The organism is Bacillus cereus group sp. BfR-BA-01311 (assembly GCF_022664295.1).
GTDB lineage: Bacteria > Bacillota > Bacilli > Bacillales > Bacillaceae_G > Bacillus_A > Bacillus_A cereus.
In genome coordinates this window covers 224843-251632 of the sequence record NZ_JAKUHC010000004.1, presented here as the reverse complement: position 1 = coordinate 251632, position 26790 = coordinate 224843, and the positions used below count along the sequence as shown (strand labels likewise).

The following is a 26790-nucleotide window of genomic DNA, read 5'->3' as shown; positions in this document are numbered from 1 at the left end:
AGAATATATTTATAGGAATTTAAATATTTGAAGATATCAAAATTTTGCCATTTCATATATAATTGTGTGGGGAGAAATATCTGTAACTATTTGTAAAAATAGGAGGCGGCTATAAAAATGCAAGAAAGTGCTAGATGGGATTTAAATCGCTTGTATTTGAATGAGGATATTCTATTTCCGATTTTGGAGTTGAAAGAGCAATATTTTGTAACAAAAGATGTAGAGATTCTTTCAAAGCTTATACAAGCTATTGAAAAAGCAGAATACTATTTGTACTGTCGATCGGTTGAAGAAAGTGTTCCATCTGACCTTACTAAATTGACCGTGAAAGTGAAGGAACTAAAAAGTGAATTACAGCAAGTAATAAAACATAATGAAGTGGAAACTTCAGATAATACTAAGTTAATAAAAGATGAACTTAATGCGTGGGAAAATATGTACATACAATTACGGGATAGGATAGAAATAGAGCACAATAATAAACTATTATCCTTTGGACAAGCAAATACTATTGCAATGAATAGTGATAATGAAAAGGAAAGATTAGAAGTATTCGAGTCATTAACATGTGCTTTACATAAGGAAAAAGAAATCTTTGCTACTGTATTAAATCAAGTAGGGAGATTGCGTAATGCAAAGAGTAATGAAATAGAAGATAGAGAGATTTTAACACAATCTTTTCATGCGAATGGCATTTCAGAAACTGTATTATTCCAAATGTGGAATGCGACAGAAGAAAACCTTGATAAATTAGTAAGTGCTTTAAACGTGTATAAGAAAGGGAAAGCTTCAATTACATGGCATGCACTTATGACGGTAAAGGAAAGTAATGAGGTCATGATTCCTTTTTCAGTAGCAATACAAAACGTTTATGATGCATGGAAGAATATTGATGAAGAATTAGCAGAATTTGCACGTAATGCGATAGAAAGTGGTTGGGTAGATGCTGAACCGAGAGAGAATAAACCACCAGGCGGGTTTTGTGCTCCATTTTTCAGTGAGAAAGAATCGCGAATTTCCATTCGTTATGATGGGAGTATAAATAGTGTAAGAGTGCTCGCTCATGAATTAGGACATGCTTGGCATTTTTATAATATGAGTTTTGAACAATCTACATCTTTTTTAGATGATTATTTGCCAATGAGTACGGCTGAATCAGCATCTATTTTCTTTGAAATGGTACTCTTAAATTATCTAATTGAAACAACGGATAGTAAAGATATGAAAAAGTCATTACTTAGCTGGAAAATAAGAAATAGTTTTAATTATGTAATGGCAATACGAGCATCGTATCAGTTTGAAAAAACATTTTATGAAAAATGTAAAGAGGGTCCTTTAAGTGCTGATGAAATTGAGAAATTATCTATAATTGCACAAAAAGAAGCTTATGGAAATGCTTTAAGTGAATACCAGCCGTTTGTATGGATGAAATATATTCAATTTTATATAGCAGATGTTCCTTTTTACAATTATCCATACACGTTTGGATATTTAGTAAGTTTTAGCTTATTAGAAATAGCTCAAGAAGGTAAAAGTACTTTTCATTTGAAATATAAAGAGTTTTTACGAGAAACAGGAAAGGCTCCAGTAGAGGAGCTTATGAAAAAACATTTTGAAATAGATATAAGAAATTATGAATTTTGGAATAAAGCTTTTATTCAAATTTCTAAAGACATTGATGAATATTTGCAGCTTATGTAAGGGGAGAGTACAGTGGATCAGCAATTTATAAAAGGTATACCTTTTTCAACTTTAGAATATGCAAAAGCTATAAGTTTATTAAAAGGTTGGCTACATGAACAACAAGAGAAACCAAGGTTTGTAGTAACTGCAAATCCTGAAATTGTTATGTCTGCAAAGGAAAATACGGAAAAATCAAAGGAGTTTAAAAAGATGTTACTATCTGCGGATTTAATAACAGCGGATGGGATTGGTGTCATAATTGGCTCGAAAATATTAAAAGGAACTTTGAAAGAACGTGTTACTGGGGCGGATTTAACTCACGATTTAATAAAATATTGTAACGACAATGAATATCGTGTCTTTCTTTTTGGAGCTGCGCCAGAAAGTAATAAAAAGGCATTAGAAAAATTAAATGAGCAGTTCCCAGGAGCACAATTTAAAGGACAGCATGGATTTGTAAATGGTGAAGAAATAGAAGAAATAAAAATGAAAATTAAGCAATTCAAACCGCATTTATTACTTGTAGGACTAGGTTCACCAAAACAAGAAGAGTTCATTTATGAAAACATACAAACATTAAACGTTCCGCTATCTATTGGTATCGGAGGAATGATTGATATAATATCTGGTACTGTAAAAAGAGCACCGAAAATAATGAGGGATACTGGAACTGAATGGCTGTATAGGTTACTCTCACAGCCGAAAAGATTAAAGACTTGTACTTCCGAAATTTTTATTGTCGGTTATGTCAGAGAGGATTAAAGGGATTAATTAATAAAGGGGACTACATACATGAACAGAACCGGCATTATCGGAGCAATGCAAATTGAAATAGATTTACTTTTAGAAAAGCTAGTAATACAAGAAGAACAGACAATAGCGGGAATGCCATTTTATATTGGAGAATTCATGGGAACAGAAGTAATTATTGCACGTTCTGGTGTAGGGAAAGTAAATGCAGCTGCATGTGCGCAAACATTAATTCATAAATTTAATGTAGACTCTATCATCAATACGGGCGTTGCTGGTGGATTACATCCAGATGTAAAAGTTGGTGATGTAGTTATTTCAACTAATGTTACCCATCATGATGTAAGTAAAAATCAAATGAAAAAATTATTCCCGTTTCAAGAGGAGTTTATTGCAAGTAAGGAATTGATAGAGTTAGCACGTAAAGCATGTAACAGTAATAGTTCAAATATTCAAGTTCACGAAGGAAGAATTGTAAGTGGTGAATGTTTTGTTGAAGATTCAAAGTTAAAGGCAAAATTAATAGACGAATACGCACCTCATTGTACAGAAATGGAAGGTGCAGCAATTGGACATGTTGCCTACATAAATGATATACCGTTTCTTGTTATACGATGTATTTCTGACAGTGCAGATGATGAAGCTCAAGTTTCTTATGATAATTTCGCGAAAACTGCTGCAAATTATTGCTCAGAAATTATTATTGGGATTCTTAAAAATATATCTGGTAAAACTATAGTCCAAAAGGAGAGATAAGAATGTTACAAGCATTAATTTTTGATATGGATGGAACATTATTTCAAACAGATAAAATTTTAGAATTATCGTTAGATGATACTTTTGATCACTTAAGATCACTTCAATTATGGGATACGGTAACACCGATTGAAAAATACCGTGAAATTATGGGTGTGCCGCTACCGAAAGTTTGGGAAGCTTTATTACCGGAACATTCTATTGAAATAAGAGAACAAACAGATGCATATTTTTTAGATAGACTAATTGAAAACATAAAAAGCGGAAAAGGCGCTTTATATCCAAATGTAAAAGAAATATTTACATATATAAAAGAAAATAATTGTTCCATTTACATTGCTAGTAATGGTTTGAAAGAATATTTACGAGCAATCGTAACTTATTATGCTTTAGACAAGTGGGTGACTGAAACGTTTAGTATCGAACAAATACAATCGCTAAATAAAGGTGACTTAGTTAAAAGTATTATGAACAAATATGATATAAAAGAGGCAGTCGTAGTTGGTGACCGGCTATCTGATATAAATGCAGCGAAAGACAACGGTTTACTTGCAATTGGGTGCAATTTTGATTTTGCGCAAGAAGATGAACTTGCTCAGGCTGATGTAGTAATAGATGATTTAATGGAGTTGAAGGGGATATTGCCTGCTGTACAGAGATAAATAAAGTGTGTGCATTTTTCCAAGTCCTATATGTCTTATTTTATGGAGGGAATATGTTTAAAAATAGTTTTAAAATTAGTAATATTCCCGCGGTTTTGTGGGGAGATAAGAGTGAAAAAATTTTTATTGCAGTACATGGAAATATGTCAAATAAGGAAGATGCAGTTATTCAAATATTAGCTGAAGAAGCCGATCGAAAAGGTTATCAAGTATTAAGCTTTGATTTACCTGAGCATGGAGAAAGAAAGAATGATAACACTCCTTGTAAAGTACAGTTTTGTGTTAATGAATTATCTATAATTATGAACTACGCAAAAGAACATTGGAAAGAAATAAACGTGTTTGCATGTAGTATGGGAGCATATTTTAGCCTTTTAGCTTTTCAAAATGATGTGATAGAAAAGGCATTATTTTTATCACCAGTAGTTAATATGGAACGAATTATAGAAAATATGATGAAATGGTTTAATGTAACACCGGAGCTTTTACAAAAAGAAATGACTATAGAGACATCTATTGGTCAAAAGTTATATTGGGATTATTTATGCTATGTAAAAGAGCATCCTATTAGTACATGGAATACAGATACATATATTATGTACGGAGCTAAGGATGAACTGTGCGAATTTGAAACTATTAACTATTTTACAAAAAAACATCGTTGTGAATTAGAAGTTATGGAGACGGGTGAACATTACCTTCATACTGAAGAACAGTTGAAAATATTTGAACAGTGGTTACACAAACATATTGATTAACAAATTACAATTTATCTTGAACCTGTTAGAGAAGAATGGGGAATATATAAACTGATAGTATATTTGAGAGACATTATAAATGTATATGTATTCATTTAAGTAAACAGGTGCTTTAGTTCAATAAGAATTACACAACTTTAAAGAGCCTTACCACACACTAGATTATAGCAAGGCTCTTATATTTTCATAATAAAATTAATTAACTGTATTATCGATTTACATATGAAGTGAAGTATATGCATACTATGAATTAAACAAAGTAACAACCATAAAAATGCTCAGAATAAATGATTCTCGAGCATTTTTATGTATTTTCGTACTTAGGGGGAATGGACTTGAAAGATATACATATTCAACAAATAGAAAATTTAATGGAATATGAATTCAGTCATCTCGTTCAAGACAGTGAAGAAGAAGGGTTTAATTTCCTTATAAGACTAATAAATGAATATAAACACAAAGTAAATGTATTCAATAAAACTGGAGAATGTTTATATGGTATTTTCCAAGGGGATATGTTAATCGGAGTTGGAGGTTTAAATAAAGATCCGTACACAAAAGACAATAAGATTGGGCGGTTGAGGAGATTTTATATTTCCAAGGATTATCGGCGTATAGGGTTAGGGAATTTATTATTAAATCAACTATTATGTCATGCGGAAAAGTATTTTGAAGTGATTGTTTTACATGCTGACACGAAGCAAGGGGATGTGTTTTATACTTCAAATGGATTTGTAAAAGGGGGATTATATAAGGGATCGAGTCACTACAAACTATTATAGAGATTGCTATCCAAAGAATAGCTACGGAAAGGTATTTTCGTTGATAAATCGATATATTTTAAAAATCCCTGATATATATGAAGGTGCGACCCTTATATTAAAAACAACTTTTATAATTTCATTTACCAAATTGTTATTATAAAAAAGAGCACCTTAGCTTTTAAAATTTAGCTTATAAGGTGACTCCTTTTCATTCAATTACATTTTAACCTTCATTTGTTTCAATAATAATCCTGGTTTACCTTTTACATAATAAAAATGCGGATTATTTTCATCATCATAAAGCATAATATAAGGCTTTTCATTTAGTGGGAGCAGTATAAGTACTTCGTCTATTGTAGTGTGTAACCATTGATTAGTAATAGAAACCGGCTTAGATAATGGGATTTTTATCATATAGCCATCTTTTGGAACGACATTTAAGTTTTTAAATGGACCAGTAATTGCTTTAGCGTATTGAACTGCTTCTTTTTGGATTACTGGATCTAAAGATTGTTTTTGAATGACCATTTCTTTTTGACAATCAAATACTTCAATTTGTTGATTTGTATTTGCAAACACATTTGTTGATAATAGAAATAAAAGAAGAGAAATGAACCCGATTTTTTTTATCATAATACAACACCTCAACATTACTATCCCCTCAAAAGCTTTAAATATTTTTCTGTCACATTCATGTAACAAAGATGTTGTATGATACAATTGGTTTTTGTTTAAAAGCAATGGAGGAAAAAATATGAAAGTATTAATTGCAGATGACGAACAAGATATGTTAAGGATTTTAAAAGCTTATTTTGAAAAAGAAGGCTTTGAAGTATTATTAGCGAAAGACGGAGAGGAAGCACTTCAAATATTTTATGATGAAAAAATTGATTTAGCTATTTTGGATTGGATGATGCCGAAACATAGTGGTATTACTGTCTGTCAGGAAATAAAAAAGAATTCAAGCGTAAAAGTATTAATGCTTACGGCGAAAAGTGAAAGCGAAGATGAATTAGCAGCGCTTCAAAGTGGGGCAGATGAGTACGTAAAAAAACCATTTCATCCAGGAGTACTAATTACGCGAGCGAAAAAACTTATTCAGCATGATGATATTATTCAAGTACAAGATGTAAAGATAAATTTCGCCAAAAATAAAGTATATAAAAATGATATAGAGTTAGAAATTACAAAAACAGAGCTCGAATTAATAAAATGCTTTTTAAATCATAAAGGAACGATTTTAACTCGTAAAAAATTGTTAGACATTGTATGGGGATTTGACTATTTTGGAGAAGAGAGAACGGTTGATACACATGTAAGAAGGCTGCGTAAAAAAATTGGAGAAAATATTATTAAGACGCATCGTGGGCTGGGTTATAGTTTGGAGGAACAAAGTGAATAAACTTGGGAAAAAGCTATTTCTCAGCATTTCTTTAACCGTTATTCTTATATTTACAATTTCTTTATTATTAATTAACTTTCTCCTGCCGAAATATAATATTTATAAAACACGTGAAAACTTAAATGAATTTACAACTCAAATACAAAATGCGCCAGTCAATGATTTAGAAGATGTTATTCATACAATTGAAAGTGAAAATAACGTTACAATTGTGTATACGCCAATTAATCAGTCAGAAGATGCTATGAACGACGCGTTACGCATGCAACTTACGAAAAAGAAAGTAACGTTAAATAAGCTTTGGATTACGAAAGACGAAGTTATGAAAGTGAAGACGGAAGGGCAATCGAATAAACTGTACGATCAAGGAAAGGTAAAAGCGAGTTTTTTTGCTAAATATATTGCGAAAGATGATACGATAATTTTAATTGGGACTTCCATTGCGAATTCAAATGAAATTATAAATACGTTAAATACATTTTACTTATATATCCTATGTTTCTCGCTCCTTCTTATTATTTTACTTGTGTGGATACTTTCAAAAATAATAACGACACCACTGAAAGAGTTAAGTGATGTGGCTCAGGATATTTCACATTTGCAGTTTAAAAGAACGAAAGTGAAAACGAATGATGAAATAGGAGAGTTGGCCAATAGTATTAATATCATGAGTGAAAAACTACATGAAGCACATCAAGACTTAACTGATCGTAATGAACATTTAAAACGATTTATGGGTGATGTAACGCATGAATTAAAGACACCGATCGCATTAGTAAAAGCATACTCTATGGGGATTAAAGATGGATTAGATGATGGGACTTATGTAGATACAATTATTAAACAAACAGATCAAATATCAAACTTAATTGAAGAACTATTACGATTTTCTAAACTAGAAAGAGATATTTTACAAAAAGAAGAATTCCCCATTGAACCACTGGTTCAGAGTATATTAGATAAGCATCAGATTGAACTGGATTCGAAAGAAATTAACTTGCAAGTAAATTGTAATGCGGGCAATACAATCGTTTATGCAGATTTAAATAAAATGAGAATGGTGTTTCAAAATTTAATTTCTAATGCGATAAAATATACAGCAAATCAAAACATAATAATTACATTAGAAGATAGAAATGAAAGTATATATTTCCAAATAAAAAACGGCATTCCTACGGATAAAATTAAGGATATCGAGAAAATTTGGGAGCCTTTTTATGTACTAGAATCTTCTCGTAGTAAAGAAAAATCAGGTACAGGATTAGGACTAGCGATAGTGAAAAGTATTTTAGAAAGGCATGGTTTTGAATATGGAGTTTCCTCTATAGATGGAGAAATTCAATTTTATATAAATGTGAAAAAGGACTAATGAAAATATTAGTCCTTTTTGCAGCTTTAGAGATTAGCGATATAGGATGAATCACCATAATTTTCGAAATTAATGTATTAAATAGAGAATTAGCAAATGTTCTACTTTCATTAAATTCACGTGAAGTTCACAGGAAAACGTTATATTTACATAGTTATATTTGAATTTAATGAAGTGAGGTATTCAGATTTGAAAAGAAAGAAATTAGTAATTGGTAGCATTTTAATGGGTATGACGTTATCTTTATCTGCATGTGGTTCATCAGATAATATTGTAACGACAAAATCAGGAAGCATTTCAGAAAGTGATTTTAACAAAAAATTAAAAGAAAACTACGGTAAACAGAATTTATCTGAAATGGTAGTAGAGAAAGTATTACATGATAAATATAAAGTTACGGATGAAGAGGTAACGAAACAACTAAAAGAATTAAAAGACAAGATGGGCGATAATTTTAATACATATATGGAATCCAATGGTGTGAAAAATGAAGATCAGTTGAAAGAGAAATTAAAGCTTACTTTTGCTTTTGAAAAAGCTATTAAAGCAACCGTAACGGAAAAAGATATTAAAGATCATTATAAGCCAAAGCTTCAAGTTAGCCATATTTTAGTAAAAGATGAAAAGACAGCAAAAGAAATTAAAGAAAAATTAAATAGTGGCGAAGATTTCGCGGCATTGGCTAAACAATATTCAGAGGATCCAGGTTCTAAAGAAAAAGGTGGGGAACTATCTGAATTTGGACCTGGTATGATGGTGAAAGAATTTGAGGATGCTGCGTATAAGTTAGAAGTTGGTCAATTGAGTGAACCTGTTAAATCTTCTTTCGGATATCATATTATTAAGCTAACGGATAAAAAAGAGCTTAAACCGTATGAGGAAGAGAAAGAGAATATTCGTAAAGAATTAGAACAGCAACGTATACAAGATCCTCAATTCCATCAACAAGTTACTAGAGATCTGCTTAAAAATGCAGATATAAAGGTATCTGATAAAGACTTGAAAGATACCTTTAAAGAGTTAGAAAAATAATAAATGGAATGTAAGGCAATCGATAGAAATATTGGTTGTCTTTTTCTCTATTTATCCCGCTATTTGCCGGGCAGTAAGACCCCACCTCAAAATTCAGCGAAAGCAAAGAAGTGGCCCTGCTGATCGTAAACGCCCAATTGGTGAGGGTTGATTAAAGTTTCACTTTATAAAGAAGGTGGGAGTGGGAAAATAATTTCACACCTCCATTAAATTTTACTTAATAAGAAATCTTTGAGTTTCTCAACTTTTATATAAAAATAAAACTGAATTTTCAGTTATTTTGTTATATAGTAAAAGAGAACGAATAAGGGGAGGGAATATTTTGAGTAAAAAGAAAATGGCAATTACACTGTCAGCAATGCTATCTGCAACAATTATACCTAGCTTTACTATGGATGTGCATGCAGAGAAGAAGGAAGAGACTAAAAATACGAAAATTGAATTAGAAAATGGGATGACAAAACCGATTTATTCTCTCGATGAAGCTATTATCGAAAATTTATATGTAGAGACAGAAGTTGATAGTGATCGAGACGGTAAGAAAGACAGAGTATCGATAAAAGTTATGCGTCCAAAGACAGATCCGAATGTGAAAGTTCCTGTTATTTATGAAATGAGTCCATATCGATCTGGATTAAAAGATGTTCCTGTATATAATGTAGATGAAGAATTGTATGCGTATGAAGGAAAACCGTATGGAGCGATTAATCTTGGTTCGTATGGGAACTATTACGTGCCAAGAGGTTATGCAGTTATTTTAGGCGAAAGTATTGGTACTGGAAAATCAGATGGATGCCCTACAACTGGAGATGAACAAGAGATACTCGGGACAAAATCTGTTATTGATTGGGTAAACGGTCGCGCGAAAGCATTTACAGAACAGGGTGAGGAAGTTCAGGCAAATTGGTCTACAGGCAATGTAGGTATGACTGGAGTTTCTTATAATGGTACATTACCAAATGCTGTTGCGACTACTGGAGTTGAAGGTTTAAAAACAATTATTCCAATCGCAGCAATTAGTAGTTGGTATGATTATTATCGTGCAAATGGTGCAGTCATTGCTCCAGGCGGGTATCAAGGAGAAGATACAGATAATATGGCAGAAGCAGTACTGACAAGGGAAACCCCTGAAGTTTGCGGACAAGTTATAAAAGAGTTAACGGCTGGACAAGACCGAAAAACAGGTAATTATAATGATTTTTGGGATAAACGTAACTATGTAAAAGATGCTAAAAATGTAAAAGCGAGTGTATTTGTTGTTCATGGTTTAAACGATTGGAATGTTAAAACGAAACAGTTCGCGCAATGGTGGGAAGCACTTGGAGAAAATAATGTTCCGCGTAAAATGTGGCTACACCAAGGTGGTCATGGTGGGACATCAAGTAATAACTGGCAGCAAACACAAAATAAATGGTTAGATTATTGGTTGTACGGAATTGAAAATGGAATTATGGATGAACCAATGGTTGATGTGCAAAGAGAAAATAAAACGTGGCAAAAGATAAAAAATTGGCCAGATCCAGCGGCTGTACATTCAAAAATCCGTATGTATTTAAGCAATAAATCAGTCAATTTGCCACTAAGTATGGGATCGGCTAATAAAGTTTTCTCATTCTTAGATGATGCACAAATAAAATCAAACCAATTAGTAGCAAACCCAGAATTAGAAGTAGCAAATCGATTAGTATATACAATGCCTGTACTGCAAAAAGATACGCGTATAAGTGGTACACCAAAGATTTCAATTACAGGAAATATTGATCGATCTGTATCAAATTTAACAGCGTTACTTGTTGACTATGGAGGAGCGAAGCCGGAAATCGTAACGAGAGGCTGGATGGACCCACAAAACGTAAAGAGTATAGAAAATTCAACAGCGATTCAACCGGGCAAAGATTATACATTCACATGGGACATGCAGCCAGATGATTATGTATTTAAAGCGGGGCATCAAATCGGAGTTGTTTTAATTGCAAGTGATTATGATTATACAATTAGACCGAAAGCTGGTACAAAACTTACTGTGAAATTAAGTGAAGTGACATTGCCGATTGTGAAATAAATATTTTTTCTAAAGAACTTACTAAAGTAAGCTCTTTAATTTGTAGTCTGAATTTTTAATTTTTATATTTCAAATTGGAAGGTTATGTAATACAATATCATTATATTCTATGGAAAGTGAGTGATATATTATGACAGTCAGCTCTTTCGAAATCTCATTAAAATTAGAGGTACAGGAAGATTAGTTGAATTGAAATCTTCCGTACGTAAAAACGGAGGAAAAAATAAATGTTTAGTTTTTATAGTACACTTTGTACGGAACTGTATGATTACACAAAACCAGTCGGTTATTCTTTAAATGGTGATATTGAGTATTACAAAGAACGTTTAAAAGATTGTAGAGGAAGAATCCTCGAAGCTGCAGTAGGTTCAGGGCGTGTCATCATTCCGCTTCTAGAGGCTGGTTTTAAAGTGGATGGGATAGATTATTCACCTGAAATGCTAGATTCTTGCCGTAAGCGCTGTAAAGAGAGAGGCTTACATCCTAATTTGTATGAAGGAAGCTTGCAACAATTTTCACTTCCGCATAAATATGACGCAATTATCATTCCTACTGGATCTTTTTGTTTAATTGAAAATCGTGTGGATTCTATAAATGCATTGAAATGTTTTTATGAACATCTTAATCCAGGTGGACGATTAATCGTAGATATTATGCTCCCGCATAAATGGAAGACTGGGGAAATTCATACATCGACTTTCTCTTTGCCAAGCGGAGACGGAATCACATTAGAAAATAAATCAATTGAAATAGATTGGCTGAACCAAGTTACTGTATCATATTTGAAATATGAAAAGTGGAGTAAAGGACAGTTAGTACAAACAGAATTGCAACGCTTTGCGCTGCGCTGGTATGGAATAGAAGAGTTTATACTTCTTTTAGAAAGTATAGGTTTCTCAAACATTACTCGCTCTACTGAATATGTTTATGAAAAAGAACCGTCAAATGCAAATCAAACGATTACTTTTGAAGCTGTGCGAAAAGAATAGAACTAAAACTATGAATAAAAAATAAGGCAATCGTTTTAAAATCGGCTGTCTTATTTTTTATTTTATGTAATGGTTTATAGAGAAAGATTGGAGGGAAATAAATGAAACTTATATTAATATTTGGCCCACAAGCAGTTGGAAAAATGACAGTGGGGCAAGAATTAGCAACATTAACCGGTTTAAAACTTTTTCATAACCACATGACAATTGATTTAGTAAGTCCAATTTTTGATTACAGTACGAAAGAAGCAAAAAGACTAGTAAGTTTATTTCGTAATGAAATATTTGAAGAAGTATCTAAAAGTGATTTATCTGGAATGATTTTTACGTATATATGGGCATTTGACCTCCAAGAGGATTGGGATTATATACATCATGTAGAAAATATTTTTGAATCAAAAGGTGGGACAGTGTATTTTGTAGAGCTGGAAGCGGAATTAGATGAAAGATTAGAACGAAATAAAAGCCCGAATAGATTAGAACATAAACCGAAAAAAAGAGATATTGAGTGGTCTGAAAATAATTTGAAAGAAACGATGAAAATGCATAGATTAAACTCTCTTTATGGTGAAATTGAAAAAGAAGAGTATATAAAAATTAATAACACGTATTTGAGTGCAAAAGAAGTAGCGGAAATGATTAAAGAGAAGTTTCAATTGTAAAATTCCCGAAGTCTATTTCGTTTCTATTGTCCAAGCATTCTCCTACTAATTACATATACTATTTATGTTAAAATCGGTCACTATTTTAGATGGTGCTATTTTAATATATATAACTATGCAGGGAAGAGGGGAGAATAAATTTGGAAAACGTAGAACAAGATAGAATTGAAAATCAAGTGTATTCAAATCGTGTAGTAAGATCAGAATTTGATGCGAATTGGGAAACTTGTATATCAAAGAGTGGTTATGTAATTTATATAGCAACAAGTAATAATGCTGAAGTAATAGTGCTTCTTGCAGATGGTTCAAGTAAATTATTAATTTTCGAAAAAGGCGGTAAAGTAGTTGTAGGTGGCGGTGGAACAAGTCATTACAGTAAGCCGCATATTGCAAGAAATATTTAAGATAGAGTATGTTAATTAAGAAGAAACTAGAAAACGGTTGTCATTCATGTTTAGGGCATGATAGACGAACCGTTTTTTATTTGTTTATAAATTTAGAAGAACTTCATTGATTACAAATACATCAGGATGAGCAGCGAAAGTAGAAGAAAACTTGGCGGGTAATGGTACAAAATATTATGTACATTTGCAAGAATCTTACAGCGATATAAAAAAGCATTTCCTATTTGGGGAAACACTACTTCTATGTTATAGTATAATAGTGTTTTTAGATGGTACTATTTTAATATATCTATAATTTTGTTATGTATTATTTTCATATTAAATTAGCACCTAAAGTATTTTTTTATATAAGGAGTAGTAATTAGAGAAATGAAAAATATAGACTTTATACTAGAAAGTGACGAGGCATTAAAACCGTCTGAACGATTAGTACTATTATTATTAGAGAAGCATAGAATGTTATATACGAACGATCTATTGGCATTATCAAATTTATCATATAAAACATTAACAGATTCATTAACGGCGCTAGTTTTAAAATCGTATGTGTTAAAGGAAACAGGTAAGGGAAGAAGACAGAATTGCTATAGATTAGTATGATAAGGCAGCTGTTTTAGAAACTTTTACATATGTTTTTTCAATTGTAAGGTGAAATTGTATTTTTGTTTTCGAACGAAAAACTTACTATAAGAGGGGCTAAGATAGTAGCGTTTCATTTTTGTAAATATAATTATTCTATCATTGAAAATACAAAAATAAAATAAACCGCATAAAACAGAAATAAAAAAACAATCCATTTTTAAAATGGATTGTTTTTTATTGGAATAATATTATTTGATATGTTGAAAGCATAAATAGCAGAATAAACATTACCTGTTTTAGTTCATGCAACTGAACAAATATGATGAAAACTATGTGTATAGTTTTTTGCTTGCTTTTTCAGTCACTCTAATGAAATCATGGTCTTCATTGTTTAAAGGCAGTATTTTTAACAGTATTGCTATTCAGCATTAAGCACAAAAGTGATATATAATATTATTATGTAAACTTAAGATTTTAAAAGGAAAATATAATAATGAATAGAACATGTAGAAGGAGATGCTTAAATATTTTGAAGGATGGGAGATTATTATGGAGCATTTACAATCAATAGCACAAGCTGTTATAAGTGGTAATAAGGAAAAAGTAGTGAAGTTTATAAAGGCGAGTCCAAGTATTGTTAACGAATGTAGTGAAGATGGATGGACACCACTTCATTTAGCAGCTTATTTTGGACAGAAAGAAATAGCGAGTTTTCTTTTAGAAAGTGGTGCAGATATACATAGTAGAGCGAAAAACGAAAATGAAAATACGCCTTTGCAAGCGGCAATTGCGAACAAGCAAAGTGAACTTGTCGATTTCTTAATTGAAAAAGGATCAGATATAAATATTATGCAAAGTGGTGGCTGGACAGGACTCCACGAAGCAGCATTATTAGGAAATGAGGAAATAATTATGTTGCTCCTTAAAAATGGAGCTAATAAGATGATTAAGAAAAGTGATGGGAAAATAGCGTATGATATTGCATTAGAAAAAGGATATGATCACCTTTTACATCATTTGAAACAGGAAGTGAACTTATGATGAATAAATGGAGTGTTGGTATATTTTTATTTAATGAAGTAGAAGTGTTAGACTTTGCAGGGCCATTTGAAGTTTTTTCTGTAACTGAGGTGAATGGAGAAAAACCATTTACTGTTTATACAGTTAGCGAGAATGGGGAAATGATTACAGCAAGGAATGGATTGAAAGTACAGTCAGATTATAGTATTGAAAATTTACCACCAGTGGATATTTTAATAATTCCGGGCGGGCTAGGTGCTAGAAAATATGAAATAAAAAATGAAATAGTAATAAAATGGATTCGCCAACAAATGAAAGAAGTAAAGCTGATGACTTCAGTTTGTACAGGAGCGCTATTACTGGCGAAAGCAGGTTTACTAGAAGGTTTAAAAGCAACAACACATTGGGCTAGTATTGAAAAGTTTAAAAATGAGTTTCAAAATGTTGAAGTTATAGAAAATGTAAAGTTTATAGATGAAGGACATATTATAACATCTGCCGGAATTTCAGCTGGAATTAATATGGCATTTCATATTGTGAAAAACTTGTTAGGTGTGCATGTTGCGGAGGACACAGCGAAGCGAATGGAGTATGATATTAGTTTCCCAAATTAAAAAGCCCGGATTGGGCTTTTTATATTGAATGAATATAGTTAAGCTCTTCATCACTCAACATAGGGCGAACAGATGCATTTGCATTTTCTTGTGCTTGTATTCCTGTTTTGGCACCAGGAATTACAACACTTACTGCCGGATGAGAGAGTACATAGCGAAGTGCAAGTTGCCCTAAGGTCTGATTTTTATTTGAGAGCAACCGAAGTTTCTCTACAGTTTGTAAGTCTTCTTGAAACCAAGTTTCATTTGGCCAATCTTTGCGTAAATCTCCATCCGGAAAAATTGTTTTATTTGTGAATTTTCCAGTTAAAATGCCCATTTTTAATGGACCACGAATAACAGCTCCTAAATTTTTCTCTTGTAAAAATGGTAATATATCTTTTTCTGGTTTTCGATTTAATATATTGTAATCAAGCTGTACGATATCAATTTCGTTGTTGTTATTGAAATGATGAATGTATTGTAAATCATGAGTCGAAACACCGACTGCCCTTACTTTTCCATCACGTTTTAATATGTCAAATGCACGTAGAAATGCTTCTGTTTCTCTACGATTATGCCACCAAATATGACAAAAATAAAGATCAATATAATCTGTTTGAAGACGTTGTAAACTTGTTTCAAATACGGCGATGATTTTTTCGGGAGTATCATATACAGGAACTCCATTAGGGTCGTAGTGGTGTCCGATTAAACCACCTTTCGTTGATAGGATAATATCATTACGATGTCCTTTAATCGCGGTAGCCACCAACTTTTCACTATGTCCTAAACCATACACATCCGCAGTATCAATAAAATTCACACCACACTCAATTGCTTTTTTTATAGCAGTTATAGATTGTTTATCGTTAACAGGTCCCCATTCATCACCACCGATTGCCCATGCCCCAAAACCTATTTCAGAAACAGTTATTCCAGTTTTACCTAATGTGCGGTAATGCATATTTCTCCTCCTTGTAAGCATGTTATAACATGGATATGTGGGGTAAGAATTTTGTGTGTGAAAAAACTCTTCTACAATAGTAGAAAAAGAATTACAGAAACTACTATTTTATAGCAGCATGTATAAAAAAAAACGGTGTAAATGTAGAAATGTCGTCGAATGCTATCTTTAATTGGTTAATTTATGGGATATTTTTGTGAAGGAGTTTATTTTATAAGAATAGAATTTAGTTTAGTAAGAAAACGTGCCGATGGTAGTGAAAAATATGGGTTAGGGGGATTTGAATGAGGAAACTTAAACCAGTAAATGTTCCTAATATACCAGAACAATCATCACAACCTAGTGACAAGCGTAAGATAAATAAAAAGAAGTTAAGGCGTCTTATTTTAATGGTCCTTTTTATTGCAGCAACTACTCTGTACGTTCAATATATTTTAACGAAACAACAAGAAGTAATTGATAAAAAGAAAGATACGATTATGGATCAAAAGAAACAATTAGTATCTTTAAAGAAAGATAAAGATTCTTTAAAGACTAACATAGAAAATTTAACAGACGATGAGGAAGAAATTTTGAAGTTAGCGAGAAAAGAGTATCAATTTTCTAAGTCAAATGAAACTATATTTGTGATGCCAAAGTAATAAAAAAACAGTTAGCCATTGAACTGCACCTCCAATTGTTAGGCAGCGTCTAACAATTGGAGGTGCAGTTTTTTATGTATGAATGTCATGGTACAAGGAACAATCACATATTGTAAAAATGAAGAGTTTAAGCTGTTTTCATAAATATGGAATATACACTAAAATAAATGTTGTTAAAATTCTGTCAATTATATTATAATACAAGGTAAGCGGATACATTTTTAATCAACGTTGAGTTCCTCGCTCATACGACTATTAAGAAACCCGTTATCCTCGTATAAGAAAGGAAGATAGCTGTGTACGCTTCAAATACAATTTATATCGTAGGGGATGCGAAAGCACCTCAAAATAATCCCATTACTGAAAAGTTTAAAAGCTATTTCGTAGCATTTATCCTTGTTAAGGATACAGGGGAAATTGTAGATGCAGACTGCTCAGCGACAATTGCATTAACATCTCAATTTGTTAAATATATATTTTTACATAAAAATATAAATGACCCGGCGTTAGTAATGGAAGTAAAGAACCGATATTTCGGTTCTTCTCAAAAAGCGTTACTTGTAGCGCTAAAAGATGCACAGAAAAAATATAATCAGATTGCTGCTTTGTCTACTCAATCATAGACAAAATCCAGCCGTAAGAATCATTCTTATGGCTGGATTTTTTTATTTCACATTATCGTCCTACATTAAAAGTAAACGAAAATAAAGTAGAGAGATAGGAGAGTAAATGCCCAATGGGTTTACCTAATAATCCGTGGGTATAAATCTCCGGTGGATTAAAATTTCACTTCATTGGAGAACGAAAGGATGAACAAAATGAAAATTACAGATGTAAAAGTAAATCGTAGACGTGTAAAACTGCATACACCGTTTAAAACCGCGCTTCGTACTGTAACCGAAATTGAAAGTATAGATGTTTATATTCATACAGACGAAGGAGTAATTGGTAAGGGGGCTGCAGCCGCAACGCCAGTTATTACGGGGGATTTCACCAGCGGAATGGAAGAAGCGATTTTAGGGCCGATGTGTTCATGTTTAATTGGTCAAAATATCATTCAATTTCAGCAGTTACTACAGCGCATTCAAATGAGTTGTATTGGAAATTCAAGTGCGAAAGCAGCGGTAGATATCGCTTTATATGATGTATATTGCCAATATCAAAATGTGCCGTTATATGCATTGTTAGGCGGGAAGAAAGAAATTCATACCGATATTACAGTGAGTGTGGATGAGCCTGTATTAATGGCAAAAGAAGCGAAGAAACATATAGAAAAAGGATTTCAAACATTAAAGATTAAAGTGGGTAAAGAGGCGCATTTAGATTTGGAACGTATTGAGGCAATTCGAAATGTGGTACCAAGAAATACGACATTACGTTTAGATGCGAATCAAGGTTGGAGTCCAAAAGAAGCGGTCTCTATCATTCAAGAGATGGAAAATCGTAATTTAAATATAGAATTTATTGAACAACCAGTACACGCGAAAGATTGGGATGGGTTAAAGTACGTCAAAGATCGTGTGCAAACGCCAATTATGGCCGATGAAAGTATATTTTCAGCAAGTGACGCATTAAAGCTCGTTCAAGGAAGATATGCAGATTTCATTAATATTAAATTAATGAAATGTGGTGGCATACGTGAAGCATGGCGTATTGCTGATATCGCAGAAACAGCTGGTGTGAAGTGTATGGTGGGCAGCATGATGGAGTCTTCACTTTCCGTTAGTGCTGTTGCGCATTTAGCGGCAGCGCATCCTAATATTCATTATTTTGATCTTGATGCACCGCTTTGGTTAATGGAAGAGCCAGAAGGAATGACTTATTCTGGATCAAAGGTAAACCTTCAATCGACAGTGAATAGTAAATCTTAGGAGAAGAGACAAGTAAACTATCTTTTAAGGGGGATATATATGAAAAAAGTAGGAACTGCATTTTTAACAACTTTATTTATATTTTCATCGTTTACATCGGCAAATGCTGAAGAAAAGAAGGATAATAAAGCATTTATAGATGTATCTGCTGCAACGTTATGGACAGCACCTGATTCATTAAGACCAATCGATACACCGAGTGCAACAAATCCAGTGGATCTATGGAAATGGACGAAATCAATGACACTTGACGAGAAACTATGGTTAACAAATGCAAATAAATTAGAAACACAAGCTTTACTCGGTCAAGAAGTAACTGTTATTGATAAGAAAGGTGAATGGGTGAAGGTATTAGTGCATGGACAGCCAACACCACGAAATGAAGAAGGTTATCCGGGCTGGATGCCTGAAAAACAATTAACATATAATCAAGAATTTGCAGATAAAACAAATGAACCTTTTGTCTTAATAACCAAACCAACAGCGATTTTATATATAAATCCTTCTGAAAAACATAAATCACTTGAAGTCAGTTATAATACAAGACTGCCGCTATTAAGTGAAGACACAAATTCATACCGTGTATTGTTGCCAAACGGTCAGAAAGCATGGCTACGAAAAAATGATGGAACAGTTTACCGATCTCAAACTGATATTCCAACTCCGGCGGCCAATGATTTAATTAACACAGGGAAAATGTTTTTAGGCTTACCGTATATATGGGCTGGTACAAGTGGTTTTGGATTTGATTGCTCTGGCTTCACACATACGATCTATAAATCGCACGGCATTACAATTCCGCGAGATTCTGGACCGCAATCAAGAGCAGGGGTTGCAGTTGATAAAGAAAATCTACAAAAAGGAGATTTAATTTTCTTTGCACATGATCAAGGGAAAGGTAGTGTCCATCACGTTGCAATGTATATTGGTGATGGCAATATGATTCACTCACCAAGAGCTGAAAGGTCGGTAGAGATTATACCGCTAAATACACCAGGATATATAGAAGAATACGCTGGTGCTCGTCGTTACTTACCTTAAAAATAGAAGGGGGTTTTTAAATGAAAAAAGTTATTCGTTACTCATTAGTTAGTACTCTATTAGTTTCTTCATTTTTAGTTGGTTGCGCAAAAGAAAAAACTGCAACAAAGCCGAAAGATGAGAAGAAAGTATTACAGTTACTAGAAACAGGTGAAATTCCGTCGTTAAATTCAGGGAAAGTAACAGATGCAGTCTCGTTTAACGTTTTGAATAACGTAATGGAAGGACTATTCCGTCTATCGAAAAATGATGAAATAATTGAAGCCGGCGCACAAAAATATGAAGTGAGTAAAGATGGAAAAACATATACATTCCAATTGCGTGATGCGAAATGGTCTAACGGAGAGCCAGTAACCGCTCATGATTACGTATACGCTTGGAAGCAATTGATAAATCCAGATACTGCTTCTCAATATGCATACATTGCGTACGATGTAAAAAATGCTGAGAAGATAAATAAAAAACAACTAGGTCTAGATGAATTAGGAGTAAAAGCGAAGGATGATAAAACATTCGTCGTAGAGCTAGAACATCCTGTACCGTATTTTACGAAATTATTAATTTTACCATCCTTCTATCCAATTAACGAAAAATATGCGAAAGAGCAAGGTGATAAATATGGATTAGAAGCAAATAAAGCGGTATATAATGGACCGTTTACATTATCAGAGTGGAAGCATGAAGCTAGCTTTACAATGAAGAAAAACGATAAGTATTGGGATAAAAAAGAAGTGAAGTTAGATGAAGTAAACTATCAAATTGTAAAAGAAATTTCAACTGCGGTAAATTTATATGAAACAGATAAAGTTGATAGAGCTGTTATTTCTACAGAATTCGTAGATAAATATAAAAATAATAAAGAGCTAAAACAATATACAGATCCAGTTATGTACTTCTTCCGATTTAATGAGAATGTACCGATTCTTAAAAATAAAAATGCACGTCTTGCGCTAAGTACAGTTTTTGATAAGAAGGGACTCGCAGATTCATTTTTAAATGATGGATCGGTTGCAGCAAACTATTACGTACCAAAAGGATTTTTAAAGGGGCCAGATAAAAAAGATTTTAGAAGTACGGCAGGTGAGTTTAATAAAACTGATGTAAAAAAAGCGAAAGAATATTGGGAAAAGGCAAAGCAAGAAACAGGTACAGATGAAGTGACGTTAGAACTATTAAATTATGACTTGGAAAACTTTAAAAAAGTTGGAGAGTACATTAAAGAGCAGCTTGAGAAAAACTTACCAGGATTAAAAGTGAATGTGAAATTACAACCACATACGCAAAAATTAGCACTTGAGAAGAAGAAAGAATATGAAATGTCGTTATCACGCTGGTTACCAGATTATCCAGATCCAATGACTTACTTAGAAGTATTCCTTTCTGGAAGTAGCGTCAATAATACAGAATATGCAAACCCAGAATATGATGCGTTAATTAAGAAGATTAAAACAGAATTAGGTAATGATGAAAAGGCTCGCTGGAAAGCAATGCAAGAAACTGAAAAAATGCTACTTGATGATGCAGTAATTGCACCGGTATTCCAGCGCGGATTATCTTACTTACAAAAACCATATGTGAAAGATTTATATGTACATCAATTTGGTCCAGCTACAAGTTTAAAATGGGCAGATGTACAAAAATAAAAGAATGGAGAAACAGAATTCATGTATGTGATAGTCTGTTTTTCTTATTTAAAGTTAGAAAAATAGTTCATGGTATAATTTATTAGTCTGTAAACAGTATTTGGAGGGGAAATGATGTCTATGTTTGAAGAAGAGAAAGTAATTTATACAAAAAGATTATTTATGAGGAAACCAATTGTAGAAGATATTAATCAGTTTTATAACATATTAAAAAAAGATACTGTTGGCAAATGGTTGGCTAAATCAAGAGGAATGTCGAAGGAAGAAACAAATGATTATATTGGGCAACTTATCTTACATTGGGAACAGTATGACTTCGGGGTATGGTTGTTATTTAATAGTGAAACAGGAAAGCTTTTAGGACATTGTGGTTTAAGAAAGGTAGATGAAACAGGTGCAATAGAAATTATGTATCTCCTTGACCCAGAACATTGGAGGAATGGGTATGCATTAGAAGCAGCAGAGGCTTCCATTAAATATGCAATAGAGACTTTGAATGTAACAAGAATAATTGCTAGAGTTAAAGTAGCAAATGAGAGCTCGAAAAAACTTTTACGAAAGCTCGGGTTTATATATACTCATGAAGTTAATCATAGCGGGCGTTTATTATCATATTTTGAACTTCATACATCATCCGAAGAATTCTAGACATTTCATATGTTTTTTTATTGTTAAAAAATAAAATTATTACTAAAATTCCAGTGTGAAATTTATGTAGAATCTTGTATAATTAACATGTTTCTATGGAAACATTTTCTTGCGCTATTTATATAGGGCTTAATAGAACAAGGAAGGAAATACATACATGTATATAATAGATAAATAGAATGGAACATGTATAGAGACAAAGGAGAGAAAAGATGACGTGTCAAAAACAAGGGTTACAATTTAATAACGATAGGAAGAGGGACAGAAGATGAAAATGAAGCATGCTTTTGGTCCTATAATTTTAGCATGTGTGCTTTTTTTCATTATCATTCTAATCCCATCGAAAAGTTTAGTATCGCTTATTAGTGATAAGAAGGTAGAAGATGCGGCAACTTCTTTACAAAAAGAGAAATTACAAAGTGTTTTCTTACAGCAAAAAATGTTAGAGAATTCACAGTATTTACCGATGTACGGTTCATCAGAATTTTTACGAATGGATGCATATCATCCGTCTAATTATTTCAAAGTAAATCCAGCTGGTTTTACACCGTTTTTAATTGGAACTGGCGGTACACAAAGTTTAGCTCATATTTTAAATATGACATCTACTATGGATGAATTAGAAGGTAAAAAAGTAGTCTTTGTTCTTTCACCACAATGGTTTACAAAGACTGGTGTCTCACAAGGGGATTTCACTAATAATTTCTCCAAACAACAAGCATATCATTTTATTTTTAATGATAAGATAAATCCAGAAATGAAAAAGCAAATCGCGAAACGGCTATTAGATTATAAAGTTGTTCAAGAAGATGATATATTAAAAAATTCATTAGAAGGTATTGTATATAATGATACGAAACATAACATAAAAGCAGGTTTAGTTAAACCACTTGCTTATATGCATCGAAATATTTTAGATCATAGAGATATATTTAACTCTTTATTTAAAATCGAACCGATGAAGGAGAAAACAAATATCGGACTTCGTTCAATTTCTTGGGAAGACGCACGTAAACACGCAGAACAAGAAGGGAAAGCTGAGTCTACTACAAATACATTCGGAATTGAAAATCCGTATTATCATAAGAATAATCTGAAGAAAAAACTAAAAGGTTTAAAAAACTTTAGAGCAAATGAAACATATGATGAATCACCAGAATACGATGATTTACAAATTATTTTAGAGTTATTTAAAGAGAAAAATGTCAAACCACTCTTTATTTCTGTACCTGTAAATGGGCCTTGGTATGATTATACTGGCTTCCCGAAAGAACGCCGTGAAGTGTATTATAAAAAAGTTCGAGAACAGGTTGAGAAAGCAGGATATCCAGTAATTGATTTCTCTGGTCATGAATATGATAAGTATTTCTTAAAAGATACGATTCATTTGGGCTGGAAAGGTTGGATTTATTTTGATGAAGCAGTGCAGAAATTTTATTCTGAGAAATAAAGTATAGAAATCGGAATGGCTATGAGCCGTTCCGATTTTTTTAGTATAGAGGATTTTGGTGAGGACAATTTGGGAATGCATGTATATCTTGAATCTGTCTATAATCATAATGTATCATTGCAAACTGAGCTTGATAAAGGTATTCATACACATATAATTGACCATCATGCGCTGAACATAATACACCAGAAGTTCCTTGCCCATTTATGAAGGAAATGCCGATAGGGCGTCCGATTAAGTACGGTATTTTTTGCTGCCAATGCATAGGGGAATCACTCCTTTTTGAGATAATATACGAAAGAAATGATCAAATGGTTGCTTATCCATGTAAATGTAGATGGAAAGGTATTATATAATTCCTGAAGATTAATTCATATATAAATAAAAAACCGCTATAATTCCGAATGAATTTATAGCGGTTTTTATTATATTCTTAATCGAGATTTTTACGCTTTTTTGTCCATTTTTTTATAACGAAGTATAAAAGTATAAGTACGACGCCACCAATTGCGAATGATTTCACATACGGACCAGCAATATCATTTATATTCTCCCAATTTTCACCTAGTTTTTCACCTAAATAAATGAAAATAATAGACCAAGGGATAATCGCAAGTGCTGTTAATGTAGTGAAACGTAGTAATGGCATTTTTGTAATACCAGCAGGAATTGAAATCGCATGACGCACTACTGGAATGAAGCGTGCTGTAAAAATGACGCCAGTTCCGTAACGATTAAACCAATCTTCTGCAGCATCTATTTGTTTTTTATGTATGAAAATATATTTTCCGTAACGTTCTAATATAGGGCGTCCGCCGTATCGTCCAAGCCAATAAATAAAGATTTGAGCAATAACACCGCCAATTGTACCGAATACAACAGCGCCTATAAATGAGATACTTCCATTGAATACTAAGTATCCTGCATAAGCAAGGACAATTTCACTTGGGATAATTTCAATCATAAGTCCAAGCATAATGCCCCAATAACCTAATCCTTCAAAAAACGTTAATACTGAATGAATAAAACTACTTAACATTGTTGCACCTTCTAGTTTATGAATTTTTGAGTATAAGAACCTTTTATTTAATGATGTAAAAGGTTCACTATATGTAGATTATACCTTATTTACATAGGGGATTGCTATTTCAATTCTTTTATGTCTCTCATAATTATTATAGTAAAAGATATAAGCCACCTTTTCATGAAGGGTTAATGAAAAGATTATTAAAAATTTCTCATAAAAAATAGAAGCATTTCTGCTCCTATTTTTTAAGGCTTCACATCTAAGTTCTGTAAAAATAAAGTTGCTGTTACGTAACGTTTTGCTAACATTTGTACATATGCGGTATGTACAGAAAGGGTCGCAATAATAATAGCGTTACGAATTGCTTCGCGTTGTTCGTTATTAATTTGATCGAACTTGCTTGCGATTTTATCAGCTTTTTCTTTTACGATGTTTTCAATTGTATGAACGGTATCTGTTGCATTTAATTGTAAGCAATTCCCTTGATTGAGTTCTTCAAATAGAGAAGAGTATGCTACATATAAATGAACAGGATTGATTAAATCATCACTTCGATCGGCTGGGTCATTTACAATAAGGCGTAATAGCTTACGAATGGATTCAAAATCAAGTGCTGTTTTTAAATCTTCGACAATAAATAGTAAGGCTGCTTGTTCAATTGAATATTTTTTCCCCTTTTGAGGAGAGCCAATCATTTCTTTTATATCTCGTTTCACCCAGTTTTGCATAGCAGTTACAGAGAAACTTGTGTTTTCAATCTGATTGCCAAGCGCAACTATTTCATTTAAAGAAAAACCGACATCAGTATCGTCAATTTTAATCAGCTTTTCAAAAATAGGTGAAAGTGCGGTAGTAATAAAAGCTGTAACGCTTTGTCCGCTTTCAATATCTTTTTTATGTGACTTTGCCCAAGCTTCTTGTAAAATACCGAGAGGCTTTTTCGTATTCCATCCTCTTAGTGATAGAAGAAGGGTAGCCATTTCGTTTCGTGTGAGATGAAATGTTTCCATCTTTTCACCTCCAAAATAATAAAAAGTTCTTATGAACTTATAATATGTTTTGTTTCATTTAAAGTCAATTCTGTTTTGCTTAATTTTTCCTTTGTCACCAAACTGTCGGAAGTAAATAATACTTGCATATTTCGACAAAAGTTCATATAATAAGTTCATAAGAACCTTTAAAATGTTCTTAAAAACAAATCTATCATTCTGAATTTACTAGAAAGATAGATTTCACATATATCTATATAAAAGGAGAATGGATATAATATGTTGAAAAAACTTGTAGCAGTAATGACAGCATTCATGGTTATCTTTGGGGCTAGCAGCTTTATGTTCGTAGATCATGCGGCAGCGAAAAGTTACAAATCTGGTAAAAAATCATTTACACCAAGTTCAGGTCAAAAGTCAAAAGTTGATTTAAACAAAAAAGACTCAAATGTAAATTCTCAAAAAACGACTCCAGATTCAAAAACGAAAGCAACAAATACAGCACCAAAAAGTAATAAAGGAAGCTTTATGAAAGGTTTATTACTAGGTGGTCTTGGTGGTTTACTAATGGGTAGCTTATTTGCAAATATGGGAGCTCTTGGTTCTGTATTAGCGTTTATGGTAAATATGTTAGTAATGGCTGGTATCGTAATGTTAGCAGTTCGTGCATTTAAATACTTCAAAGACCAACGTAAGAAGAAGGCAGATGAAGTAGCATGGAAACAATAAAGATTTCTGAACAAGAGCTTATAAATGCGCTTTGTATATATATCGCTGAAAAAAGACAAGTGGGTCCAGAAGAAGTATTAGTTGAACTTATGTATGATGATGACTACGGTTTCTCTGCGGAAGTAGAGGTAAATGGTCGCCAGCAAATTTTAATTCAAGCAAACTTAATCGAAGCTTTACGCTTATTGCTTGACAGAGAATATAATGTCAATCCATTCGCAGCGAGATTGCAACTTGAATTAGATGATGAAGAAGGAATTTACGCATTAGCGAAATTTAATAACTCAGATGAGTAG

Annotated in this window: 29 protein-coding genes and 1 pseudogene; 25 read left to right on the top strand and 5 right to left on the bottom strand. The window is 32.6% G+C overall.

Annotated elements, in window-relative coordinates; translation table 11 throughout:
- Positions 1-117 precede the first annotated feature (117 nt).
- The 6 genes and pseudogenes from MR136_RS11900 (at position 118) to MR136_RS11875 (ending at position 5391) form a co-directional block, all read left to right on the top strand.
- Complete coding sequence (locus MR136_RS11900; protein ID WP_063220346.1) at positions 118-1701, top strand: M3 family metallopeptidase; 1584 nt, start codon at positions 118-120, stop codon at positions 1699-1701.
- A gap of 12 nt (positions 1702-1713) precedes the next feature.
- A pseudogene (locus tag MR136_RS11895) lies at positions 1714-2458 on the top strand (WecB/TagA/CpsF family glycosyltransferase).
- Between the two features lie 17 nt (positions 2459-2475).
- On the top strand, positions 2476-3189 hold the full coding sequence (locus MR136_RS11890) for a 5'-methylthioadenosine/adenosylhomocysteine nucleosidase (RefSeq protein ID WP_242259429.1): 714 nt from the start codon (positions 2476-2478) through the stop codon (positions 3187-3189).
- A gap of 2 nt (positions 3190-3191) precedes the next feature.
- Entirely contained in the window at positions 3192-3851 is a 660-nt protein-coding gene (locus MR136_RS11885; protein ID WP_242259428.1) for an HAD hydrolase-like protein, read from the top strand.
- A 53-nt stretch (positions 3852-3904) separates the two neighbouring features.
- Positions 3905-4609 carry an alpha/beta hydrolase gene (locus MR136_RS11880; RefSeq protein ID WP_242259427.1) on the top strand — a complete coding sequence of 235 codons (705 nt, stop codon included), beginning with the start codon at positions 3905-3907 and terminating at the stop codon, positions 4607-4609.
- 287 nt (positions 4610-4896) lie between these two features.
- Positions 4897-5391 carry a GNAT family N-acetyltransferase gene (locus MR136_RS11875; RefSeq protein ID WP_116344779.1) on the top strand — a complete coding sequence of 165 codons (495 nt, stop codon included), beginning with the start codon at positions 4897-4899 and terminating at the stop codon, positions 5389-5391.
- Positions 5392-5589: 198 nt separating this feature from the next.
- Here MR136_RS11875 and MR136_RS11870 read toward each other — a convergent pair whose 3' ends face one another.
- Positions 5590-6006, bottom strand: a complete 417-nt coding sequence (locus MR136_RS11870; protein ID WP_242259426.1) for a hypothetical protein — start codon at positions 6004-6006, stop codon at positions 5590-5592.
- Between the two features lie 121 nt (positions 6007-6127).
- On the opposite strand from MR136_RS11870, the gene MR136_RS11865 reads away from it, so the two are divergent.
- The 10 genes from MR136_RS11865 (at position 6128) to MR136_RS11820 (ending at position 15509) form a co-directional block, all read left to right on the top strand.
- Complete coding sequence (locus MR136_RS11865; protein WP_000865979.1) at positions 6128-6775, top strand: response regulator transcription factor; 648 nt, start codon at positions 6128-6130, stop codon at positions 6773-6775.
- Positions 6768-8144: a sensor histidine kinase gene (locus tag MR136_RS11860; RefSeq protein WP_242259425.1), complete on the top strand. Its 1377-nt coding sequence runs from the start codon at positions 6768-6770 to the stop codon at positions 8142-8144. Before MR136_RS11865 ends, MR136_RS11860 begins: the two co-directional genes overlap by 8 nt.
- Before the next feature lie 189 nt (positions 8145-8333).
- Positions 8334-9176, top strand: a complete 843-nt coding sequence (locus MR136_RS11855) for a peptidylprolyl isomerase PrsA (RefSeq protein WP_000823433.1) — start codon at positions 8334-8336, stop codon at positions 9174-9176.
- A gap of 322 nt (positions 9177-9498) precedes the next feature.
- On the top strand, positions 9499-11238 hold the full coding sequence (locus MR136_RS11850) for a Xaa-Pro dipeptidyl-peptidase (RefSeq protein ID WP_103622437.1): 1740 nt from the start codon (positions 9499-9501) through the stop codon (positions 11236-11238).
- A gap of 227 nt (positions 11239-11465) precedes the next feature.
- Positions 11466-12227: a class I SAM-dependent methyltransferase gene (locus tag MR136_RS11845; RefSeq protein WP_000490911.1), complete on the top strand. Its 762-nt coding sequence runs from the start codon at positions 11466-11468 to the stop codon at positions 12225-12227.
- A 101-nt stretch (positions 12228-12328) separates the two neighbouring features.
- Positions 12329-12889 (top strand): AAA family ATPase, encoded by a 561-nt coding sequence (locus MR136_RS11840; RefSeq protein ID WP_103622436.1) that lies wholly within the window; start codon positions 12329-12331, stop codon positions 12887-12889.
- Between the two features lie 140 nt (positions 12890-13029).
- Positions 13030-13293, top strand: coding sequence for a hypothetical protein (locus MR136_RS11835; protein ID WP_000432421.1), 264 nt, complete (start codon positions 13030-13032; stop codon positions 13291-13293).
- A 369-nt stretch (positions 13294-13662) separates the two neighbouring features.
- Positions 13663-13893 (top strand): hypothetical protein, encoded by a 231-nt coding sequence (locus MR136_RS11830; protein WP_000789031.1) that lies wholly within the window; start codon positions 13663-13665, stop codon positions 13891-13893.
- A gap of 531 nt (positions 13894-14424) precedes the next feature.
- On the top strand, positions 14425-14916 hold the full coding sequence (locus MR136_RS11825) for an ankyrin repeat domain-containing protein (protein ID WP_242259424.1): 492 nt from the start codon (positions 14425-14427) through the stop codon (positions 14914-14916).
- Positions 14913-15509: a DJ-1/PfpI family protein gene (locus MR136_RS11820; protein ID WP_000981437.1), complete on the top strand. Its 597-nt coding sequence runs from the start codon at positions 14913-14915 to the stop codon at positions 15507-15509. The genes MR136_RS11825 and MR136_RS11820 overlap by 4 nt, the downstream gene beginning before the upstream one ends.
- A 19-nt stretch (positions 15510-15528) precedes the next feature.
- Here MR136_RS11820 and MR136_RS11815 read toward each other — a convergent pair whose 3' ends face one another.
- On the bottom strand, positions 15529-16455 hold the full coding sequence (locus MR136_RS11815; RefSeq protein WP_000559357.1) for an aldo/keto reductase: 927 nt from the start codon (positions 16453-16455) through the stop codon (positions 15529-15531).
- 284 nt (positions 16456-16739) lie between these two features.
- Here MR136_RS11815 and MR136_RS11810 point away from each other — a divergent pair, with 284 nt between their 5' ends.
- The 7 genes from MR136_RS11810 to dltD all read left to right on the top strand — a co-directional run bounded on the left by MR136_RS11810 (position 16740) and on the right by dltD (position 23749).
- On the top strand, positions 16740-17096 hold the full coding sequence (locus tag MR136_RS11810; RefSeq protein WP_103622433.1) for an FtsB family cell division protein: 357 nt from the start codon (positions 16740-16742) through the stop codon (positions 17094-17096).
- A gap of 296 nt (positions 17097-17392) precedes the next feature.
- Entirely contained in the window at positions 17393-17719 is a 327-nt protein-coding gene (locus MR136_RS11805) for a DUF3870 domain-containing protein (protein ID WP_103622432.1), read from the top strand.
- A gap of 186 nt (positions 17720-17905) precedes the next feature.
- A complete protein-coding gene (locus MR136_RS11800; RefSeq protein WP_142391061.1) occupies positions 17906-18967 on the top strand; it encodes a dipeptide epimerase in 1062 nt (353 codons plus the stop codon).
- A gap of 39 nt (positions 18968-19006) precedes the next feature.
- Positions 19007-20008, top strand: a complete 1002-nt coding sequence (locus MR136_RS11795; RefSeq protein ID WP_103622431.1) for a C40 family peptidase — start codon at positions 19007-19009, stop codon at positions 20006-20008.
- A gap of 20 nt (positions 20009-20028) precedes the next feature.
- A complete protein-coding gene (locus MR136_RS11790) occupies positions 20029-21651 on the top strand; it encodes a peptide ABC transporter substrate-binding protein (RefSeq protein ID WP_242259423.1) in 1623 nt (540 codons plus the stop codon).
- Positions 21652-21765: 114 nt separating this feature from the next.
- Positions 21766-22299: a GNAT family N-acetyltransferase gene (locus tag MR136_RS11785; RefSeq protein ID WP_000061617.1), complete on the top strand. Its 534-nt coding sequence runs from the start codon at positions 21766-21768 to the stop codon at positions 22297-22299.
- Between the two features lie 268 nt (positions 22300-22567).
- Positions 22568-23749 carry a D-alanyl-lipoteichoic acid biosynthesis protein DltD gene (dltD, locus tag MR136_RS11780; protein WP_000782309.1) on the top strand — a complete coding sequence of 394 codons (1182 nt, stop codon included), beginning with the start codon at positions 22568-22570 and terminating at the stop codon, positions 23747-23749.
- A 40-nt stretch (positions 23750-23789) separates the two neighbouring features.
- On the opposite strand, the gene MR136_RS11775 is transcribed toward dltD, so the two are convergent.
- The 3 genes from MR136_RS11775 to MR136_RS11765 form a co-directional block, all read right to left on the bottom strand.
- Positions 23790-24014: a hypothetical protein gene (locus MR136_RS11775; protein WP_103622429.1), complete on the bottom strand. Its 225-nt coding sequence runs from the start codon at positions 24012-24014 to the stop codon at positions 23790-23792.
- A 168-nt stretch (positions 24015-24182) separates the two neighbouring features.
- Positions 24183-24788 (bottom strand): undecaprenyl phosphate transporter UptA, encoded by a 606-nt coding sequence (gene uptA / locus MR136_RS11770; protein ID WP_242259422.1) that lies wholly within the window; start codon positions 24786-24788, stop codon positions 24183-24185.
- A gap of 233 nt (positions 24789-25021) precedes the next feature.
- Complete coding sequence (locus MR136_RS11765) at positions 25022-25786, bottom strand: DUF1836 domain-containing protein (protein WP_000447231.1); 765 nt, start codon at positions 25784-25786, stop codon at positions 25022-25024.
- Positions 25787-26044: 258 nt separating this feature from the next.
- Here MR136_RS11765 and MR136_RS11760 point away from each other — a divergent pair, with 258 nt between their 5' ends.
- Complete coding sequence (locus MR136_RS11760; RefSeq protein ID WP_000914478.1) at positions 26045-26494, top strand: hypothetical protein; 450 nt, start codon at positions 26045-26047, stop codon at positions 26492-26494.
- Positions 26482-26790, top strand: a complete 309-nt coding sequence (locus tag MR136_RS11755) for a YxcD family protein (protein ID WP_000447747.1) — start codon at positions 26482-26484, stop codon at positions 26788-26790. The genes MR136_RS11760 and MR136_RS11755 overlap by 13 nt, the downstream gene beginning before the upstream one ends.

What these genes read in the sequence shown, in the direction of transcription:
- MR136_RS11795 (WP_103622431.1), top strand. Translation starts at nt 19,007, where the DNA reads ATGAAAAAAGTAGGAACTGCATTTTTAACAACTTTATTTATATTTTCA.
- MR136_RS11775 (WP_103622429.1), bottom strand. Translation starts at nt 24,014, where the DNA reads ATGCATTGGCAGCAAAAAATACCGTACTTAATCGGACGCCCTATCGGC.
- MR136_RS11755 (WP_000447747.1), top strand. Translation starts at nt 26,482, where the DNA reads ATGGAAACAATAAAGATTTCTGAACAAGAGCTTATAAATGCGCTTTGT.
- MR136_RS11810 (WP_103622433.1), top strand. Translation starts at nt 16,740, where the DNA reads ATGAGGAAACTTAAACCAGTAAATGTTCCTAATATACCAGAACAATCA.
- MR136_RS11800 (WP_142391061.1), top strand. Translation starts at nt 17,906, where the DNA reads ATGAACAAAATGAAAATTACAGATGTAAAAGTAAATCGTAGACGTGTA.
- MR136_RS11765 (WP_000447231.1), bottom strand. Translation starts at nt 25,786, where the DNA reads ATGGAAACATTTCATCTCACACGAAACGAAATGGCTACCCTTCTTCTA.
- MR136_RS11825 (WP_242259424.1), top strand. Translation starts at nt 14,425, where the DNA reads ATGGAGCATTTACAATCAATAGCACAAGCTGTTATAAGTGGTAATAAG.
- MR136_RS11880 (WP_242259427.1), top strand. Translation starts at nt 3,905, where the DNA reads ATGTTTAAAAATAGTTTTAAAATTAGTAATATTCCCGCGGTTTTGTGG.
- MR136_RS11820 (WP_000981437.1), top strand. Translation starts at nt 14,913, where the DNA reads ATGATGAATAAATGGAGTGTTGGTATATTTTTATTTAATGAAGTAGAA.
- MR136_RS11890 (WP_242259429.1), top strand. Translation starts at nt 2,476, where the DNA reads ATGAACAGAACCGGCATTATCGGAGCAATGCAAATTGAAATAGATTTA.
- MR136_RS11830 (WP_000789031.1), top strand. Translation starts at nt 13,663, where the DNA reads ATGAAAAATATAGACTTTATACTAGAAAGTGACGAGGCATTAAAACCG.
- MR136_RS11760 (WP_000914478.1), top strand. Translation starts at nt 26,045, where the DNA reads ATGTTGAAAAAACTTGTAGCAGTAATGACAGCATTCATGGTTATCTTT.
- MR136_RS11785 (WP_000061617.1), top strand. Translation starts at nt 21,766, where the DNA reads ATGTCTATGTTTGAAGAAGAGAAAGTAATTTATACAAAAAGATTATTT.
- MR136_RS11885 (WP_242259428.1), top strand. Translation starts at nt 3,192, where the DNA reads ATGTTACAAGCATTAATTTTTGATATGGATGGAACATTATTTCAAACA.
- MR136_RS11845 (WP_000490911.1), top strand. Translation starts at nt 11,466, where the DNA reads ATGTTTAGTTTTTATAGTACACTTTGTACGGAACTGTATGATTACACA.
- MR136_RS11900 (WP_063220346.1), top strand. Translation starts at nt 118, where the DNA reads ATGCAAGAAAGTGCTAGATGGGATTTAAATCGCTTGTATTTGAATGAG.
- dltD (WP_000782309.1), top strand. Translation starts at nt 22,568, where the DNA reads ATGAAAATGAAGCATGCTTTTGGTCCTATAATTTTAGCATGTGTGCTT.
- uptA (WP_242259422.1), bottom strand. Translation starts at nt 24,788, where the DNA reads ATGTTAAGTAGTTTTATTCATTCAGTATTAACGTTTTTTGAAGGATTA.
- MR136_RS11815 (WP_000559357.1), bottom strand. Translation starts at nt 16,455, where the DNA reads ATGCATTACCGCACATTAGGTAAAACTGGAATAACTGTTTCTGAAATA.
- MR136_RS11865 (WP_000865979.1), top strand. Translation starts at nt 6,128, where the DNA reads ATGAAAGTATTAATTGCAGATGACGAACAAGATATGTTAAGGATTTTA.
- MR136_RS11790 (WP_242259423.1), top strand. Translation starts at nt 20,029, where the DNA reads ATGAAAAAAGTTATTCGTTACTCATTAGTTAGTACTCTATTAGTTTCT.
- MR136_RS11875 (WP_116344779.1), top strand. Translation starts at nt 4,897, where the DNA reads ATGATTCTCGAGCATTTTTATGTATTTTCGTACTTAGGGGGAATGGAC.
- MR136_RS11870 (WP_242259426.1), bottom strand. Translation starts at nt 6,006, where the DNA reads ATGATAAAAAAAATCGGGTTCATTTCTCTTCTTTTATTTCTATTATCA.
- MR136_RS11840 (WP_103622436.1), top strand. Translation starts at nt 12,329, where the DNA reads ATGAAACTTATATTAATATTTGGCCCACAAGCAGTTGGAAAAATGACA.